Consider the following 15,757-nt stretch of genomic DNA (forward strand, 5'->3'; position numbering starts at 1 on the left):
GCTACGGGGCGGTGCAGACGAAGCTCTCGGCCGTCTCGATGCTGCCGCTGCCGAGATAGCGAGCCTGGCGGGGATAGGGGCACAACGGCCGGCTGCGTCCCGGCCAGGGCGTCGTCGCGCCGGCGCGCGCCTCGATGCGCTCCGGCGCGCGGCCCTGCTCGACCCAGGCCACCAGCGGGGTCAGCACGTCGAAGCCGTCGGTGGCAGGGCCTCCCGAGCAATGGTTCATGCCGGGCACGAGGAAGAGGCGGGCGAATTCGGCCGTCTCCTTCTCTCCGCCCGCAGCATTGGTGAGCCGCTTGTACCAGTCCAGCGTATCCAGCGCCGAGAACGTGGGATCGCTGACGCCGTGATAGAGCAGCAGCTTGCCGCGTCGCTGACGGAACGCGGAGAGATCGACTGAATTTGCGGAGATCGTCTGCACGGAGGATTCCGGCATCGCAGCACTCGTGCCGAAAATCCCGGCATGGGCCGCCGTGACATCCACAGTGCGGTAGAAGTCGTAAACGGCCTCCGCTTCACTCGCCAGCGGCGAATGGGGCGGGGTCATGTAGAGATATGCCAGGGTCGCGCCAAAGGACACGTTGAAGGCGTTGACGCGGCTGTCGGGCGCGGTGCCCAGAATCCAGCGCCGCCATCCCTCCGTGGCAATTCCGGAGTCGTATGGATAGGGCGCGTAGATCCGGCGGCCTTGTGCCGTGGTCGGCCCCTCGAAATAGTTTTCGAGCGCTGCGACCTGGGCGCCGGAGAGACAGCTCGCGGTCTTCTCGGCGGGACATTGCAGCGTGCGCGGCGAAAAGCGACAGGCGGGCACATTGTCGATGATGCCGTCGGCAAGTCCGTCGGCTTCATCGCAGGACTGAACGACCGCCTTGGAGAGCAATTCCATATCCGCCCTCGACAGCGCCTCCGCCAGAATGGGGCGGCCATCCGGAGCTTTCGGCGCAATCGCCGCGAAGCCTTGCGTCGAGGCGGCTCCTGCAAGTCCCTTCTCCGGCATTCGAAAAGCCGGGGCACCGGCGGCGACCCCATCGAAGTGCTCCGGGAAGCGCTGCGTGAGCGCCATTCCGTGCCGCCCTCCGTTGGAGCAGCCCAGAAAATAAGAGTATGTCGGCAAGCGGCCGTAATAGGCCTGGATGAATTGCCTGGCCCGCCGCGTCACGACATCGTCGGCGCGATAGCCGAAATCGATCCGCGCCTGCGGGTCGAGGCCGAAGCTGGCGCCGCCGAGCGGGCCCGGCGCATTACTGTGCCCGGCATCGGTCGTGACCGTCGCGTATCCCTGGTTGAGCGCACTCGGCTGTCCGCCGCCGGGCAGCGCATCTCCGTTGCCGAGAACGCCGTCAGTGCCTCCCTGCCCCTGGAACACGAAGCGGCCGTTCCACGCCTCCGGCAATCTGAGATGCAGGCCGATGGCGAATTTCTGGCCGTCGACGCCGGTGCGCTCGTCCAGATAGGCGATCACTTCGCAATGCGCGGGCAGTCCACCGGCAGCCGGACGCGGCTGAGCCTCGCTGACACGCATCGCCGGACCAGCCTCCGACTGGAGCCGATCACATGCGATCACGGGCGAGATGGTGTCGCTGCCGGCGGCCGCGGTCCCGGCGGAGACAATGGCTCCGATGAGGGCAAGCGCCGCACACGGCCAAAACTGGCGGTGCAGCCTTCGTCGTGCCGAGACCCTCAACATGCGCCTCCGATCGTGAACGCCCCGACTAGTCCGGAAAGCCGAACAGCTTGGCAGGATTGTGCACCAGGATCTTTTCCAGCTCGGCCTGGTCGGGCGCGTAGCGGTACATCAGCTCGAGCAGATCGGCATCGTTCGGCGGCTGCTTGACGGAGACCGGGTGCGGCCAGTCGCTGGCCCAGACGCAGCGATCGGGGGCGGCCTCGATATAGGCGCGCGCGATCGGGATCACGTCGTCATAGGGTGCGCCGGCCTTCGAGGTCTTCTCGCCGAGCGACAGCATGACCCAGAAATTGCCCTTGGCCAGCAGCTCCAGCATCTTGCGCAGATTCGGATCGTTCCTGCCGGCCTCGGGGTCGGGGCGCGCCATGTGGTCGATCAGCACGGGGACGTCGAGGTTCTCGTACTTGGCGACGCTCGACATGATGCCGTCCTTCTCCGGCTGGATCTTGACGTACCAGCCGAGCTCGCGGATGCGCGCGATGGCGCGGGCGAAGTCGGCATCCGAGAGCACGGCGCCAAGCTCCTGACGGAAGCTGAAACGCGCGCCGCGCACGCCGGCATCATGCAGCTTGGAAAGATAGGAGTCGCTCGCCTCGGCGAACACCAGCGCATTGGCGCAGCCGCGATAGTTCGGGCCCATCGCGGCGAGGCCGTCGAGCACCACGGCATGGTCGGCGCCGTAGGTCGTGGTCTGCACGATGATGCCGCGCTCGATGCCGAGCGTCTTGTGCACGCGCAGCGCCGCTTCCCAGGTCGCGGTCGGCATCCGATAGGCGGCGCCGGGGCGCTCCGGATATTTGTCGATCGGCCCCAGCACGTGGAACTGGCTGTCGATGGTCTTTGGCGGCGGCGCCTTCACCGGGCGGCGCGGATTGGGATCGAACGGCAGATAGGTCGGCATGCGCAAAACTCCTCAGTCGATCACGGCGGTGAAGTCGCACTGCACCAGCGCGCCGCCATCCATGTTGTCCATCGGCAGCGCGTGGCGCGCCGGGCGCGAATGCTCGTCCGGAAACATCTTCAGCCACTCGACATTGACCGGGCCGCGCTGCGAGCGGTCCTTCAGCCACACCGTCATCTTGATGATGTCGTCGGTGGTGCCGCCGGCGGCTTCCACCGTTGCCTTCATATGCGCGAACATGTTGGCGCATTGGGCGTCGAGGCTCTCGGGCATCGCATTGGTCGCGGGGTCGCGGCCGAGGATGACGCCCGACATCACGAGATTGCCGATGCGGCAGGCGTTCGGAATCGGATTGACGTGCTTGAAGCCGCCGATATGGATGCTCTTGCGCCGCGTGTGACCCGTCATGGTGCGCTCCCTGCTTGTTGTTGCTTCAGACGAACTGGCACGACACCGAGCCGAAGGCGCCGTAGTCGGCGTGGAATGTGTCGCCGCGGCGGATGTCGACCGGACGCGTGAACGATCCCGCCAGCACCACCTCGCCGGCGGCGAGATATTCGTCATGCGGCGCGAGGCGGTTGGCGAGCCAGGCAATGCCGTTGGCGGGATGGTTGAGCACGCCGGCGGCAAGGCCGGTCTCCTCGACCTCGCCGTTGCGGAACAGGAGCGCGCCGATCCAGCGCAAATCCGCATCCATCGGGCGGATCGGCCGGCCGCCGAGCACCAGCGCAGCGTTGGCCGCATTGTCCGAGATCGTATCCATCACCTTGCGCGTCTTGCCGGTCTCGGGATCGACGCGATGCATGCGCGTTTCCAGGATCTCCAGCGCGGGCGTGACGTAGTCGGTGGCGTTGAGCACGTCGAAGATGGTGCAATCCGGCCCGCGCAGCGGCGCCTTCAGCACGAAGGCGAGCTCGACCTCGATCCGCGGCGCGTGGAAGCGATCGAACGGGATCGGCGTGGCATCGGCATAGAACATGTCGGCGAACAGCACGCCGTAATCGGGTTCGTTGATGCCGACTGCGTTCTGCATCGCCTTCGAGGTCAGGCCGATCTTGTGACCCCTGATGACGCGACCGCGGCCGAGCTGAAGCTTTGTCCAGGTGCGCTGGACCGCGTAGGCATCCTCGATGCTGAAGTCCGGATACTCTTTCGAGAACATCGGGATCAGCGTCTTGGTGCGCTCGGCTTCATCGAGGCGCGCGGCAAGGCGTTCGATCGTGGCGGCGTCCAGCATAACTTATTGCTCCGCCGCGACGGTGTTGCGCAGCACGCCGATGCGGCTCGACTCGACCTCGACGACGTCGCCGACTTTCAACCAGCGCGGCGGATCGAAGCGCGCGCCGGCGCCCGTCGGCGTGCCCGTGACGATCATGTCGCCGGGCTTCAGCGTCGCGAAGGTCGAGAGATAGGAGATGATGAAATCGAACGGGAACATCAGCCGCTCGGTGGTGTCCTGCTGCCGCACCTCGCCGTTGACGCGCGTCATGATGTCATGCGGTCCGCGCGGATCGAGCTCGTCCGACGTGACGATCCACGGCCCGATGCTGCCGGAGCGATCGAAGTTCTTGCCTTGCGTGACGTTGAACTTGCCGTGGCGCAGCCAGTCGCGGATCGTGCCCTCGTTGCACAGCGTCATGCCGAAGATGTGCGCCCACGCCTTCTCGCGCGGGATGTGGCGGCCGCCCTGCCCGATCACGATGACGAGCTCGCCTTCATAATCGAGCTGCTCCGAAACCTTCGGCTTCTCCAGCGGCTGGCCGGAGCCGGTCATCGAGGACATGCTGCGCACGAACAGGCTGGGATATTTGGGCAGGTCCGAATTGTCTTTATATTCCGCATTGCGCTCGGCGTAGTTGACGCCGATGCACCAGAGCTTTTCCGGCGCCAGCACCGGCGGCAGCAGGACGAGCTTGTCCAGCGCATGATCCGGCTTCTGTCCGGCGATAGCCTCCTGCGCCTCGGCGAGCGCGTTGGCCGCGATCAGCGCCTTCACGTCGGAATAGTCGCGGCCGATGCGCTTGGTCAGATCGACCACACCGCCTTCGACAGCCGCGCCATAGCGCGGCTCGCCGTCCAGGAGATAGCTCAGGAGTCGCATTGTGATTTCCTCCGATGATCTTGAGTCGGCCTGGCCCGCGACGGGCCCGCGCACTCAGTCTTTCGATTTGGGAGTCTGGAAGACGGTGTTCAGCGTCACGATCTCGCCGAGGCGGGCATAGCGCGGCCCGCCGACACGCGCGATCGGGTCGAGCGCTCTCGTCTCGACCTTGCCGTCGTTCACGAGACCGTCGCGCAAATGGAACATCACGACCTCGCCGACGATGAGCCGGCTCTTGGCATCGCCGAATTCGAGGCACTGGCGGAAGCGGCACTCCATCGCGACGGGTGCAGCGCTAAGCCGCGGCACCTTGATGCGCTCGCAGGGCAGCGTCTCCAGCCCGAGATGCTCGACCTCGCTGATCTCAGGCGGATGCTCGACCGAGCTGTCGTGCACCGCGTTCATCAGGGGTGTATCGGCGATGTGGATCACATATTCCTCGGTGTCGAGGATGTTGTGCGCGGTGTCCTTGTAGTCGGCGCCCTTGCGGCCGACGCTGATGGCGAGCATCGGCGGCTTCTGCGAGACGAAGGTGAAGGCGCTGAACGGGGCGAGGTTGAGCACACCCTTGCTCGACAGGCTCGTGACCCAGGCGATCGGACGCGGCACCACGATGCCGGTCATCAGGCGGTAGATGCGCTCGGCGCCGAGCTCGGTGGGGTCGATCCGCATCGATCATTCAGCCCTGATGTTGGCCTTGCGCACGACCGGGATCCACTTGGCGTCCTCGCGCTCGAGATAAGCCCTGAACTCCGCGGGCGTCATCGCCGTTGCTTCACCGCCGAGTTTTTCGAACTTGTCGACGACGCCGGGGTCTTTCAGGATCGCGATCAGCGTCTCGTGCAGCTTGTCCACGACAGGCGCCGGCGTGCCTGCCGGCGCGAACAGGCCGGTGAAGGTCTGGCCATCGAAGTCCTTGTAGCCGAGCTCGACGAAGGTCGGCACGTCAGGCAACGACTTCAGGCGATGCGGGCTGGTGACGGCCAGCGCGCGGAACAGGCCGGCCTTGATGTGCTGGAGGCTGACCGTGAGCTGGTCGAATGCGAACTGCACCTGGCCGCCGAGCAGATCGTTGACCGCCGGCGCATTGCCGCGATAGTGCGCGGTCACCCATTGCAGCTCGAGGTTCGACTGCATCAGCTCGCTGAGCAGATGGTTGGTGGTGCCGGGGCCGGGCGAGGCCATGGTCAGCTTGCCGGGCTCACGCTTGGCGAGGTCGATGAATTCCTTGAAGTTGCTGGCCTGCACCGACGGATGCACCTCGAGCACCAGCGGCGTCATCGAGATGGTCGAGATGGGAAGGAAATCCTTCTTCCAGTTATAGGCTTCGCGCTTGTTGATCTCGGTCGCGAACAGCACCGGGCCGTTGGCGCCGACGAACAGCGTGTAGCCGTCGGGCGCCGACTTCGCGAAGGCCTCGCCCGCGATCATGCCGCCGGCGCCGGCCTTGTTCTCGATGATGAAGGGCTGGCCGAGCTTTTCCTGGAGCTTGTCGGCGATGATGCGCGCCGCGCTGTCGACATTGCCGCCGGCCGGATAAGGCACGATCAGCTTGACGTTGCGCGTCGGCCATTGCTCGCCCGACGCGGGACTTGCCAGCATCGCGGCTGCAGCAGCGATGGCAATCCAGATTAATCTCATGTTAACCTCCCAGCAGCGCTTCCAATTCCAGTATCGAGTGCCGATGACGTCGCGCACGGCATCCCGATCGCGGCGCAATCTCCAGATGCGCACTTTACCTGTCGAGTGAATTGTGGCGTTCTTGTCCATATTATGGACAGAACCAGATTGACCCGCAACGCCATGGAACCGCGGCAGGGCGCGCAGGCGATCCGGCGCGCGCTCGCGGTGCTGCGTATTCTTGCCGCAGGGCGTGAGGACGGTGTGCCATTGGCCGAGGTGGTGCGGACCACCGGCCTCACCCGTCCGACCGTGCATCGCATCGTCCATGTGCTGATCGAGGAAGGCATCGTGGAACGGCACGCGCGCACCGGCCGCTATGCCATCGGCAACCAGGTGCCGGAGCTCGCGCTGGCGCGTCCCCGGCCATCGCGGCTGCTGATCGCTGCCAATCCCTCGCTGCAACGTGCATCCGCCGCGATCGGCGACACGCTGTTCCTGACTGTGCGCACCGGCAACGACACGCTGTGCGTCGACCGCAGGATCGGCGTCTATCCGATCCAGGTGCTGTCGATCGAGGTCGGCGCGCGCCGGCCGCTCGGCGTCTCCAGCGCAGGCGTCGCCATCCTGGCCGCGATGCCGGGGCAGGAGGCGCGAAAGATCGTCGCGGCCAATGAGAAGCGGTTCGAGGCCTACCGGACCGATGTCGCGACGGTGCTCGGCGAAGTCACCGCCGCGCGACGGCTGGGATACGGCATGAGGGAGATTGGCCTCGTGCAGGGGACGAAATCGATCTCGACGTGGATCAAGACCCCGGACGGGCAGCCCGCCGCGGCGATGACTGTCTCCGCCGTTCGCACGAGGCTCGGGCCTCGGCGCGAGCAGGAGGTGGCGGAGATTTTGCTGCGGGAGGCGCGCGCGATCGAGCAAGCAATCGGCGGCTAGCTTCGCCTCTCCCCGCGAGCGGGGAGGCCGGAATTCGAGCGAGGCTTGAATTCCGGGTGAGGGGGAGTCTCCGCGAGTCCAACTGCCACCGTGATAGCGGCGAGAGCCCCTCACCCCAACCCTCTCCCCGTAAGAACGGGGCGAGGGAGCGCACCGGCGATGCGGCACTGTCAATGGCTGACTTCGTGTTCCGTTTTATGGCACAACGGCCACCCTTACCGACCGACCAACGAGGCCACGCATGCCCGCGCCAAAGCCGCCTGCCTTCGAGACCCTGAGCCTGCATGCGGGCCAGCATCCGGATCCCACGACCGGTGCCCGCGCGGTGCCGATTTACCAGACCACGTCCTACGTGTTCCAGGATTCCGACCACGCCGCCGCGCTGTTCAACCTGGAGCGCGCCGGCCACATCTATACGCGCATCTCCAATCCGACCACCGGCGTGCTGGAGGAGCGGCTCGCGGCGCTGGAAGGCGGCGTCGGCGCGATCTGCACGGCGAGCGGCCAGGCGGCGATGCATCTGGCCATCGCCACGCTGCTGAGCGCCGGCGACCACATCGTGGCGTCGAGCTCGCTCTATGGCGGCACCATCAACCTTTTGGCGCACACGCTGCCGCGCTTCGGCATCACGACGACGTTCGTCAAGCCGCGCGACCTCGACGCGTTTCGCGCCGCGATCAAGCCGAACACGAAGCTCGTGATCGGCGAGACCATCGGCAACCCCGGCCTCGAGGTGCTCGACATCCCCAAGGTCGCGGCGATCGCGCATGAGGCAAAGATTCCGCTGCTGATCGACAATACCTTTGCCACGCCCTATCTCAGCCGCCCGATCGAGCTCGGCGCGGACATCGTCATGCATTCGGCGACCAAATGGATCGGCGGCCACGGCATCGCGATCGGCGGCGCCCTCATCGACGGCGGCCGGTTCGACTGGCGTGGCTCCGGCAAATTCGGCGTGCTGACCGAGCCCTATGGCGGCTATCACGGCATCGTCTTCGACGAGCAGTTCGGCACCGCGGCCTTCATCATGCGCGCGCGCACCGAGGGCCTGCGCGATTTCGGCGCCTGCCTGTCGCCGACCAACGCGTTCCAGCTCTTGCAGGGCGTCGAGACGCTGGGCGTGCGCATGGACCGTCACATGCAGAACACGCATCTGGTGCTGGAATCGCTGAAGGCCAACAAGGCCGTCGCCTGGGTGCTGCATCCCTCGCTCGAGGACCACACCGACTACCAGCTCGCCAAGACGCTGCTGCCGCGCGGCGCCGGCTCGATCGTCTCCTTCGGCATCAAGGGTGGCCGGCCCGCGGGCCGCAAGTTCATCGAATCGCTGCGCATGATCAGCCATCTCGCCAATGTCGGCGATGCCAAGACGCTGGTGATCCACCCCGCCTCGACCACGCATCAGCAGATGGATGCCGAGCAGCTCAAGGCCGCCGGCATCGGCGAGGAGCTGGTCCGGCTCTCGGTCGGCATCGAGACGGCCTCCGACATCATCGACGACCTCAACCAAGCGCTGCGCATCTCGCAAAAGGCCTGACACCATGAAGCTTTCCGTCAACGGCACCGATGTGTTTGCTGCAACCGGCGGCCGCGACTTCGACAAGTCACTGCCCGCGGTCGTCTTCATCCATGGTGCCGGCTTCGATCATTCGACCTGGGCACTGCATACGCGCTGGTTCGCCCATCACGGTTTTAGCGTGCTGGCGCCCGACCTGCCCGGCCACGGCCGCTCGGCGGGCCCTTCGCTCGGCAGCATCGCGGAGATGGCCGACTGGACGGCGGCGCTGCTTGATGCGGCGGGAGCTGCGAAGGCGCATCTGATCGGCCACTCCATGGGGTCGCTGATCTCGCTGGAGACCGCCGCGCGGCACCCCGACAAGGTCTCTGCGCTGAGCCTGATCGGCACCGCCGCGACCATGACGGTCGGCCCGGATCTGTTGAAAGCCGCCGAGGCCAATTCGCAGGATGCCAACGACATGGTCGCGATCTGGGGCCTCGGCTTCAACGCGGAACTCGGCGGCAGCCTCGCGCCGGGTCTGTGGATGCATGGCGGCGCGCAGGCCGTGCTGAAGGCTTGCGAGCCGGGCGTGCTGTTCAGGGATTTGTCGGCCTGCAATGCCTACGCGAATGCGCTTGCCGCCGCGGCAAGCGTGAAGGTGCCGACGACGCTCATTCTCGGCGAGCGGGACATGATGACGCCGGCCAAGGCCGGCAAGGCGCTTGCAGCCGCGATCCCGCATGCGAAGACCGTCGTGGTGCCCGGCGCCGGCCACATGATCATGGCCGAACGCCCGGATGAGCTGCTGGCGGCGCTGAGGAACTAAGCGGATCGATCTCCCGCCTTGCGCGTTGCGGTCAGACATCCCTCTGAATCAAGAAGGGGAACTCGACCATGCCAAGACAGGAAGTCATTCGTAAAGCCAGGCAGGACAAGCGCGCCGGCAAGTCGGCCAGCACGCAGGCCGGCGAATTCGTCAAGGACGAGATCGACAGGATCAGGAAAGGCAAGCACGGCGCGCGCTCGACCAAGCAGGCCATCGCCATCGGCCTTTCCGAGGCGCGCCGCGCCGGTGTCGATCTGCCGCCACCGCGCAAGGGACGCACCAAGAAGTCGACGCGCCGCAGCGCCAAATACGCCTATGAGGTCGGCCAGGGCAAGCGCACGCCGAAGCGTCGGCCGAAAGTGTCGCGCGCCGTCGAGAACGTCCTGAAGAAGGAGCCGCGGTCAACCGCATCGCGCGGCGCGCTGTCGAAGCAGGCCAAGCGGGCTGCAAGCCGGCGAACCGCAGCGTCACGCTCAGCCGCCGCGCGGAAAGCGAGCCACACCAAGGGATCGAAGGTCCGCTCCGCCGCCGCAAAGAAGGCGGCACGCACCAGGGCGCGCCGCCGGAGCTGATCAGTCACGCCGGTTCAGGAGCCCGGCGTCCACTTCCAGACGATGTCGGAGATGTTGACCGGCTTCGGGATCAGGCCGAGCTTTGCGAAACGGTCGGCGACCGCCTGCTGGCTGGCGACAATTTCGGCATCCAACGGCACGACGCGGAAGTTGGAGCGATCCACGAAACGCCTGACGGCTTCGATGTCAACGCCGGTCGCGCCTGCCTGCGCTTTGGCGACGTCCTCGTGGTGCTGGTTGGCCCAGACGCCTTCGGACGCGAAGGTCGTGTTGAGCTTCGCGACCAGCGCCGGATATTTTTCGACGAAATCCGTGTTGGCGATGTAGAACGCATTCGGCTTGTGCACGTCCTTGTCGAAGGCGATGACGCGCGCGTTCTCCTTCAATTCGGCGAGCGCGAGATACGGATCCCAGATCGACCAGGCATCGACCGAACCCTTGACGAAGGCGGCGGTCGCATCGGCCGGCGCGAGCGGCGCCGGCGTGATGTCGGACCAGGAGAGGCCGGCTTTTTCGAGCGCCGCGACCAGGAGATTATGCGCGCTCGATCCCTTGCCGAAGGCGACGCGCTTGCCCTTGAGATCGGCCAGTGTCTTGATAGCCGAGTCCTTCGGCACGATGATCGCCTGGGTGTTGCCGTCCGACTTCACCGCGGCAACGTAGCGGATCTTGGCGCCGCCGGCCTGCGCGAAGATCGGTGGGGAGTCGCCGACATAGCCGAAATCGACGCTGCCGACATTGATGGCTTCCAGCAGCGGCGGACCGAACTGGAAATCGACCCACTTGATCTCGATGCCCAGCGGCTTGAACGCGTTTTCCAGTGTCTGGCGCTGGCGCACCGCCGGGAAGAAACCGCCCTTCTGCGTGCCGATGCGGATTTCCGCCGGCTTGTCCTCGGCGCGCGCGGGTGCAGCCAGACTGGTCGCGAGCAGGAGCGTCGTTGCAAGGATGTGTCGTCGGGTGATCATGACTCGGTCCTTTTGGTGGGATCAGTTGGCGAAGAGTTGCGAGCTCGCGCGCCGGCTACGCTCGGAGAACACGGCACGGGCGGCGCGCTCGGCCTCGCGGGCCGAACGGAACTGGCGGCCTTCGAGGCTGTCGAACAGGCGCTCGGAGGAAAAGAACCGGAAGCCGCGATCATCTCTCGTGATGATGCCGGCGGCGCGGTCGTGGATCTCGATGATGTAGGCGTTCGACTGGGTCTGGGACATGACTGCTCGTTCGCCGGAAATTCGGCGTTCCTGTCTTGGGATTTGCGGTGTGAGGTGCTGCTAGGAGACGGTCAGCAACAACAACAGGCGCCCGTTGCCGCCGAGAAACAGCGCCGCGTCATGCATGCCTGCATGTCGTTCTGATTGCGCTGGTGGTCGATTCTCATATCGCGGTTTCAAGCTCGAGGAGCAGTCTCTACTGCTCCGAATATCGAGCGGTTGGCCCGATTGGTCAATGAAATGGCTATCCATATTTGCCGTGAGGGCGCGGGAGCGCTTCTCTCGCCGCAAGCGCTGACAGACGGATTCATCTCGCGATGAGTTCAACGCGCGCGGGCGGCAAGCATGATACGCTTCGAGCAACCGGACGGCCGATGATTTGGGAGGTTTTAGGCATGGCGGATGCTCTGAAGGGGCGCACAGCGCTCGTGACCGGCGGCTCGCGCGGAATTGGCGCCGCCGTCTGTCGTGCGCTGGCCGAAGCAGGTGCAGCGGTAGCGATCAACTGCCGCGAGAGAATCGGCCAGGCCGAACAGCTCGCAGGCGAGATCGGCAAGCAGGGCGGCCGCGCCATCGTCGTCGCCGCCGACGTCTCGCAAGCCGAAGCCGTGGCCGAAATGGTCGAGCGCGTCACGGCCGGGCTGGGGCCGATCGACATTCTCGTCAACAACGCCGGCATCGCGATCGCGCGCGGCGTCGACGATCTCACCGAGGACGATTTCGACCGCACCATGCTGGTCAATTTAAAATCGGTGTTCCTGTGCACGCAGGCGGTGCTGCCTTCGATGCGATCAAGGACATGGGGCCGCATCGTCAACATCTCCTCGGGCGCGGCGCGCGGTGCCGGCTCGATCGGCCCGCACTACAATGCATCCAAGGCCGGCATGGAGGGCCTCACGCGAGGCTATGCGGCGCGGCTGGTGAAGGAAGGCATCACCGTCAATGCGGTGGCGCCGTCGCTGATCGAGACCGACATGATGAGCGGCCAGCCCCAGCTCGCCAGCCGCATCCCGCTCGGCCGCTTCGGCACGGCGGATGAGGTGGCGAAAGCGGTGATGCTGCTGGTCGACAATGCCTACATGACCGGGCAGACGATCGCGCTGAGTGGCGGGATGGCGTTTAATTGACGGAGGGCGGCGGCTTCCTTCACCTCTCCCCGCTTGCGGGGAGAGGTCGGATCGCTCTTGCGATCCGGGTGAGGGGGTACAGGTCCCACGACGATCTCACGTGTCGAGAGAGGCCCCTCACCCCGCCCTCTCCCCGCAAGAGCGGGGCGAGGGAGACGAGAGGGCGCGGACCCTCACCACATCGTCGCGGCGGCACGCTCAGGCCAGATCCGATCGTACTCCGCGCCGCCGACCTTGTTCTGGCTCATCTCGGCGAGGATCTGGCCTGGCGTCGGCAGTGTCTTGGGATCGACGCGCTTGTCGGGGTTCCAGAGATCGGAGCGGACGATGGCGCGGGCGCACTGGAAGTAGATTTCATCCACGTTCATCACCATGACGCTGCGCGGCGCCTTGCCTTCGACCTTGAACGAGGCCAGCAGCTCCGGATCAACAGACAGATGCGCGCGTCCGTTGGCGCGCACCGCGTTGCCGGAGCCGGGGATCAGGAACATCAGCGACACCCGGGGATCGCGCACGATGTTGCGCAGGGAATCGACCCGATTGTTGCCGCGGCGGTCCGGCAGCATCAGCGTTTTGGCATCGTGGATGCGGACGAAGCCGGGCAGATCGCCGCGCGGCGAGCAGTCGATACCCTCGGGCCCGATGGTGGCGAGCGCGGCGAACGGCGCCGTCTCGATGAAGATGCGGTAGAGCGGGGTGACGTGGTCGGCGACTTTCACGGTCGAGGCGTCATTGGTGACGCCGTAGATGGCTTCAAGCTGTTCGACCGTTTCGATCACTGTCATCTTCCACGCTCTCCTTGTTGCGCCAGCTATTCGTGCCAGCCTTCATTCCTGATCACGCGCACGAGCTGTCGGCTGTGATACTCCGCGCTGCCGGCGTTGAGGATGGTGACATCGGCCTGCGCCGACGCCTCGTCGACGCTGCGCGACAGCCGCTCCGCGATATTGCCGTCGCTGTGCCGGGCGCGCGCGGCGAGGCGCTGCGCCAGCACGTCCGGCGGCGCCGTGATCGCGACCACCACGACATTGGCAAAGGCCCGGCGCAGCGCGGCAATCACGGTGCGTGAGACATTCGCGACGACCGCGCGGCCCGCGCGGATGTCGTCGTTGATCTCGAGCGGCAGCGCATAGGCGTGTCCATGCGCCTCCCAGTGCACGGCGAAGTCGCCGTGCGCGCGCGCGCGGCGGAAGTCGTCCTCGCCCATCGCGATATTGTCCTCGTCGGCGGAGGAGGCGCGCGTGACGACACGGCGCGGGAAGACGATGTCGGGATCGTCGCTGCAGGCCGCTTGCGCCAGCCGCAGCAGGGTATCCTTGCCGGCGCCGCTGGGGCCGACCACGAGCACGAGCCGGCCGGGGCCGGTCGCACCCGCTTCATCCTGCGTCGTGGTCGCGATCTCGCTCATGCGACGCGGTATCCTTCGCGCCAGACGCTGCGGACCACGGGAACGTGGCCTGCGACATGCACGCGGATCAAATCGGCGCGCTTGCCGGTCGCGACCTCGCCGCGGTCGGTGAGGCCGACCGCCTCGGCGGGCGCCTTCGTCACGGTGCGAACCGCCGCCGGAAGGCTGATCGCGGGCACATGCTCCGGCAATTGCAGCGCGGCCATCAGCAGGCTTGACGGGATGTAGTCCGACGACAGGATATCGAGCAGGCCTTCGCGCGCGAGATCGACCGCAGCGATGTTGCCGGAATGCGAGCCGCCGCGAACCACGTTCGGCGCGCCCATCAGGATGTCGATGCCGGCCTGGTGCAGGCCGCGCGCGGCCTCCAGCGTGGTCGGAAACTCCGCCACCGACACGCGATCGCGCACGGCGTCCGCGACGTTCTCCTCGGTGGTGTCGTCGTGGCTGGCCAGAGGGATCTCGTACTCATGCGCCAGCGCCACGATCTCGCGCATGTTGGCCGCGGCATAGAGCCTCTGATATTCGAAGCGCTTTGCGAACAGCTCGTCGAGCTCGGCATCGGTCTTGCCGCCGCCCTTGCCCCGGTAATAGTCGCGCAGCTTGACCTCGTCGCGGAACTGGCGCTGGCCGGGCGTATGGTCCATCAGCGACATCAGCTTGACGTCGGGACGGTCGATCAGCTCCTTGGCTTCCTCCACTACGCTCGGCATCGGGATTTCGCAGCGCAGGTGCAGGAAGTGGTCGGCGCGCAGCAGGCTGGCCTCGCGCGCGGTGGTGATGGCGGCGGCGAGCACGCCGGCGCGGCCATCGACCTCCTCGGCACCGTCCTCGCGCCAGACCCGGAGCGAGTCGAACACGGTGGTGATGCCCGAGGTCGCGAGCTGGCCGTCATAGGAGATCACGGCGGCGACCGGGTTCCAGAACACCTTTGGGCGCGGCACGTAATGCGCCTCGAGATGGTCGGTGTGGAGCTCGATTAGGCCGGGCATGATCAAATCGCCGCCGGCATCCTCGGCGCCCGCGGGTGCAGTCCCATCGCCGATCTCGGCGATGCGTCCGTCAGTGAGCGCGAGCCAGCCCTGCTCGATCACCCGGTCGGCCAGGACGATCCTGGCGTTGGCAATCAATGTGTCCTTCGGCTTCATTTCCATGTCCTTCAGGCGGCGGCGGCAAAGCTGGTGACGTCGACGATACGGTCGGCAATCAGATGACGGATTTCGTCGTCATGGACAATGGCCACCATGGCAACGCCCTGGCGTTTCTTCTCAGCAACCAGCTCGACCACCACAGTGCGATTGGCGGCGTCGAGCGATGCGGTCGGCTCATCCAGCAGCAGGATCGGCAGGTCCGAGATGAAGCCGCGCGCGATGTTGACGCGCTGCTGCTCGCCGCCGGAGAAGGTCGCGGGCGGAAGCTGCCAGAGCCGCTCTGGGATGTTGAGACGATGCAGCAGGCTGCCGGCGCGAGCTTGCGCATCGGCGCGAGCCATGCCGTTGACGATCAGCGGCTCGGCGACGACGTCGATGGTCGCAACCCGCGGCACCGCGCGCAGAAACTGGCTGACATAGCCGATGGTGGAACGGCGGATGTTGAGCACCTGGCGCGGCTCGGCGGCGGCGAGATCGATCACCGCGCCGCGATGGCGGATTCCGATGCGGCCGCTATCGCAGCGGTAATTGCCGAAGATCATCTTCAGGATCGACGATTTGCCGGCGCCCGATGGTCCCGAGAGCACGACGCATTCGCCGGGGTTGACGTCGAAGGTCACGCCGCTGACGACGGGCAGCTCGATGCCGCCCTGCAGGTGCATCGTAAAGGTCTTCTTCGCATCGGTGACGTCGATCATGGCGGTCAT

18 protein-coding genes are annotated in these 15,757 nt (G+C 66.1%); 5 read left to right on the top strand and 13 right to left on the bottom strand.

Going from position 1 to position 15,757, the window contains the following annotated elements; genetic code table 11:
- Position 1: 1 nt before the first annotated feature.
- Genes IQ16_RS30140 through IQ16_RS30170 form a run of 7 tightly spaced genes read right to left on the bottom strand, consistent with a single transcriptional unit; the run spans position 2 to position 6,333 of the window.
- Positions 2-1,690: a tannase/feruloyl esterase family alpha/beta hydrolase gene (locus tag IQ16_RS30140; protein ID WP_018646390.1), complete on the bottom strand. Its 1,689-nt coding sequence runs from the start codon at positions 1,688-1,690 to the stop codon at positions 2-4.
- Between the two features lie 25 nt (positions 1,691-1,715).
- Entirely contained in the window at positions 1,716-2,591 is an 876-nt protein-coding gene (locus IQ16_RS30145; RefSeq protein WP_018646389.1) for an amidohydrolase family protein, read from the bottom strand.
- A 12-nt stretch (positions 2,592-2,603) separates the two neighbouring features.
- Complete coding sequence (locus tag IQ16_RS30150; protein WP_018646388.1) at positions 2,604-2,999, bottom strand: RidA family protein; 396 nt, start codon at positions 2,997-2,999, stop codon at positions 2,604-2,606.
- Positions 3,000-3,024: 25 nt separating this feature from the next.
- Entirely contained in the window at positions 3,025-3,828 is an 804-nt protein-coding gene (hpaH, locus tag IQ16_RS30155; RefSeq protein WP_018646387.1) for a 2-oxo-hept-4-ene-1,7-dioate hydratase, read from the bottom strand.
- A gap of 3 nt (positions 3,829-3,831) precedes the next feature.
- Positions 3,832-4,692, bottom strand: a complete 861-nt coding sequence (locus IQ16_RS30160; RefSeq protein ID WP_018646386.1) for a fumarylacetoacetate hydrolase family protein — start codon at positions 4,690-4,692, stop codon at positions 3,832-3,834.
- 54 nt (positions 4,693-4,746) lie between these two features.
- Entirely contained in the window at positions 4,747-5,364 is a 618-nt protein-coding gene (locus tag IQ16_RS30165) for a flavin reductase family protein (RefSeq protein ID WP_018646385.1), read from the bottom strand.
- Positions 5,365-5,367: 3 nt separating this feature from the next.
- Positions 5,368-6,333 (bottom strand): Bug family tripartite tricarboxylate transporter substrate binding protein, encoded by a 966-nt coding sequence (locus IQ16_RS30170; protein ID WP_018646384.1) that lies wholly within the window; start codon positions 6,331-6,333, stop codon positions 5,368-5,370.
- Between the two features lie 132 nt (positions 6,334-6,465).
- Here IQ16_RS30170 and IQ16_RS30175 point away from each other — a divergent pair, with 132 nt between their 5' ends.
- The 4 genes from IQ16_RS30175 (at position 6,466) to IQ16_RS30195 (ending at position 10,153) form a co-directional block, all read left to right on the top strand.
- Positions 6,466-7,257: an IclR family transcriptional regulator gene (locus IQ16_RS30175; RefSeq protein ID WP_018646383.1), complete on the top strand. Its 792-nt coding sequence runs from the start codon at positions 6,466-6,468 to the stop codon at positions 7,255-7,257.
- Between the two features lie 241 nt (positions 7,258-7,498).
- A complete protein-coding gene (locus IQ16_RS30185) occupies positions 7,499-8,794 on the top strand; it encodes an O-acetylhomoserine aminocarboxypropyltransferase (protein ID WP_018646382.1) in 1,296 nt (431 codons plus the stop codon).
- Between the two features lie 4 nt (positions 8,795-8,798).
- Positions 8,799-9,581, top strand: coding sequence for an alpha/beta fold hydrolase (locus IQ16_RS30190; protein WP_018646381.1), 783 nt, complete (start codon positions 8,799-8,801; stop codon positions 9,579-9,581).
- Positions 9,582-9,649: 68 nt separating this feature from the next.
- Positions 9,650-10,153 (top strand): DUF6496 domain-containing protein, encoded by a 504-nt coding sequence (locus IQ16_RS30195; RefSeq protein ID WP_018646380.1) that lies wholly within the window; start codon positions 9,650-9,652, stop codon positions 10,151-10,153.
- Positions 10,154-10,167: 14 nt separating this feature from the next.
- On the opposite strand, the gene IQ16_RS30200 is transcribed toward IQ16_RS30195, so the two are convergent.
- The gene (locus tag IQ16_RS30200) at positions 10,168-11,121 is read right to left on the bottom strand and encodes an aliphatic sulfonate ABC transporter substrate-binding protein (protein WP_018646379.1); all 954 of its coding nucleotides are present in this window, start codon (positions 11,119-11,121) and stop codon (positions 10,168-10,170) included.
- A 21-nt stretch (positions 11,122-11,142) separates the two neighbouring features.
- Entirely contained in the window at positions 11,143-11,364 is a 222-nt protein-coding gene (locus IQ16_RS30205) for a hypothetical protein (RefSeq protein WP_018646378.1), read from the bottom strand.
- A gap of 395 nt (positions 11,365-11,759) precedes the next feature.
- On the opposite strand from IQ16_RS30205, the gene IQ16_RS30210 reads away from it, so the two are divergent.
- Positions 11,760-12,491, top strand: a complete 732-nt coding sequence (locus IQ16_RS30210) for an SDR family NAD(P)-dependent oxidoreductase (protein ID WP_018646377.1) — start codon at positions 11,760-11,762, stop codon at positions 12,489-12,491.
- Between the two features lie 173 nt (positions 12,492-12,664).
- Here the strand turns inward: IQ16_RS30210 and IQ16_RS30215 are convergent, their stop codons facing one another.
- The 4 genes from IQ16_RS30215 to phnL are packed head-to-tail and all read right to left on the bottom strand — an operon-like array spanning position 12,665 to position 15,757.
- A complete protein-coding gene (locus IQ16_RS30215; RefSeq protein ID WP_018646376.1) occupies positions 12,665-13,276 on the bottom strand; it encodes a pyridoxamine 5'-phosphate oxidase family protein in 612 nt (203 codons plus the stop codon).
- Positions 13,277-13,302: 26 nt separating this feature from the next.
- A complete protein-coding gene (gene phnN, locus IQ16_RS30220; protein WP_018646375.1) occupies positions 13,303-13,899 on the bottom strand; it encodes a phosphonate metabolism protein/1,5-bisphosphokinase (PRPP-forming) PhnN in 597 nt (198 codons plus the stop codon).
- Positions 13,896-15,053, bottom strand: coding sequence for an alpha-D-ribose 1-methylphosphonate 5-triphosphate diphosphatase (locus tag IQ16_RS30225; RefSeq protein WP_018646374.1), 1,158 nt, complete (start codon positions 15,051-15,053; stop codon positions 13,896-13,898). Before IQ16_RS30225 ends, phnN begins: the two co-directional genes overlap by 4 nt.
- Before the next feature lie 5 nt (positions 15,054-15,058).
- Positions 15,059-15,757, bottom strand: a complete 699-nt coding sequence (phnL, locus tag IQ16_RS30230) for a phosphonate C-P lyase system protein PhnL (protein WP_020608050.1) — start codon at positions 15,755-15,757, stop codon at positions 15,059-15,061.

Origin of the sequence: Bradyrhizobium huanghuaihaiense (assembly GCF_007830635.1) — a bacterium.
Lineage (GTDB): Bacteria > Pseudomonadota > Alphaproteobacteria > Rhizobiales > Xanthobacteraceae > Bradyrhizobium > Bradyrhizobium huanghuaihaiense.

What these genes read in the sequence shown, in the direction of transcription:
- IQ16_RS30200 (WP_018646379.1), bottom strand. Translation starts at nt 11,121, where the DNA reads ATGATCACCCGACGACACATCCTTGCAACGACGCTCCTGCTCGCGACC.
- IQ16_RS30160 (WP_018646386.1), bottom strand. Translation starts at nt 4,692, where the DNA reads ATGCGACTCCTGAGCTATCTCCTGGACGGCGAGCCGCGCTATGGCGCG.
- IQ16_RS30145 (WP_018646389.1), bottom strand. Translation starts at nt 2,591, where the DNA reads ATGCCGACCTATCTGCCGTTCGATCCCAATCCGCGCCGCCCGGTGAAG.
- phnN (WP_018646375.1), bottom strand. Translation starts at nt 13,899, where the DNA reads ATGAGCGAGATCGCGACCACGACGCAGGATGAAGCGGGTGCGACCGGC.
- IQ16_RS30190 (WP_018646381.1), top strand. Translation starts at nt 8,799, where the DNA reads ATGAAGCTTTCCGTCAACGGCACCGATGTGTTTGCTGCAACCGGCGGC.
- IQ16_RS30150 (WP_018646388.1), bottom strand. Translation starts at nt 2,999, where the DNA reads ATGACGGGTCACACGCGGCGCAAGAGCATCCATATCGGCGGCTTCAAG.
- IQ16_RS30210 (WP_018646377.1), top strand. Translation starts at nt 11,760, where the DNA reads ATGGCGGATGCTCTGAAGGGGCGCACAGCGCTCGTGACCGGCGGCTCG.
- IQ16_RS30170 (WP_018646384.1), bottom strand. Translation starts at nt 6,333, where the DNA reads ATGAGATTAATCTGGATTGCCATCGCTGCTGCAGCCGCGATGCTGGCA.
- IQ16_RS30185 (WP_018646382.1), top strand. Translation starts at nt 7,499, where the DNA reads ATGCCCGCGCCAAAGCCGCCTGCCTTCGAGACCCTGAGCCTGCATGCG.
- IQ16_RS30195 (WP_018646380.1), top strand. Translation starts at nt 9,650, where the DNA reads ATGCCAAGACAGGAAGTCATTCGTAAAGCCAGGCAGGACAAGCGCGCC.
- IQ16_RS30165 (WP_018646385.1), bottom strand. Translation starts at nt 5,364, where the DNA reads ATGCGGATCGACCCCACCGAGCTCGGCGCCGAGCGCATCTACCGCCTG.
- IQ16_RS30215 (WP_018646376.1), bottom strand. Translation starts at nt 13,276, where the DNA reads ATGACAGTGATCGAAACGGTCGAACAGCTTGAAGCCATCTACGGCGTC.
- phnL (WP_020608050.1), bottom strand. Translation starts at nt 15,757, where the DNA reads ATGACCGCCATGATCGACGTCACCGATGCGAAGAAGACCTTTACGATG.
- IQ16_RS30140 (WP_018646390.1), bottom strand. Translation starts at nt 1,690, where the DNA reads ATGTTGAGGGTCTCGGCACGACGAAGGCTGCACCGCCAGTTTTGGCCG.
- hpaH (WP_018646387.1), bottom strand. Translation starts at nt 3,828, where the DNA reads ATGCTGGACGCCGCCACGATCGAACGCCTTGCCGCGCGCCTCGATGAA.
- IQ16_RS30205 (WP_018646378.1), bottom strand. Translation starts at nt 11,364, where the DNA reads ATGTCCCAGACCCAGTCGAACGCCTACATCATCGAGATCCACGACCGC.
- IQ16_RS30175 (WP_018646383.1), top strand. Translation starts at nt 6,466, where the DNA reads ATGGACAGAACCAGATTGACCCGCAACGCCATGGAACCGCGGCAGGGC.
- IQ16_RS30225 (WP_018646374.1), bottom strand. Translation starts at nt 15,053, where the DNA reads ATGGAAATGAAGCCGAAGGACACATTGATTGCCAACGCCAGGATCGTC.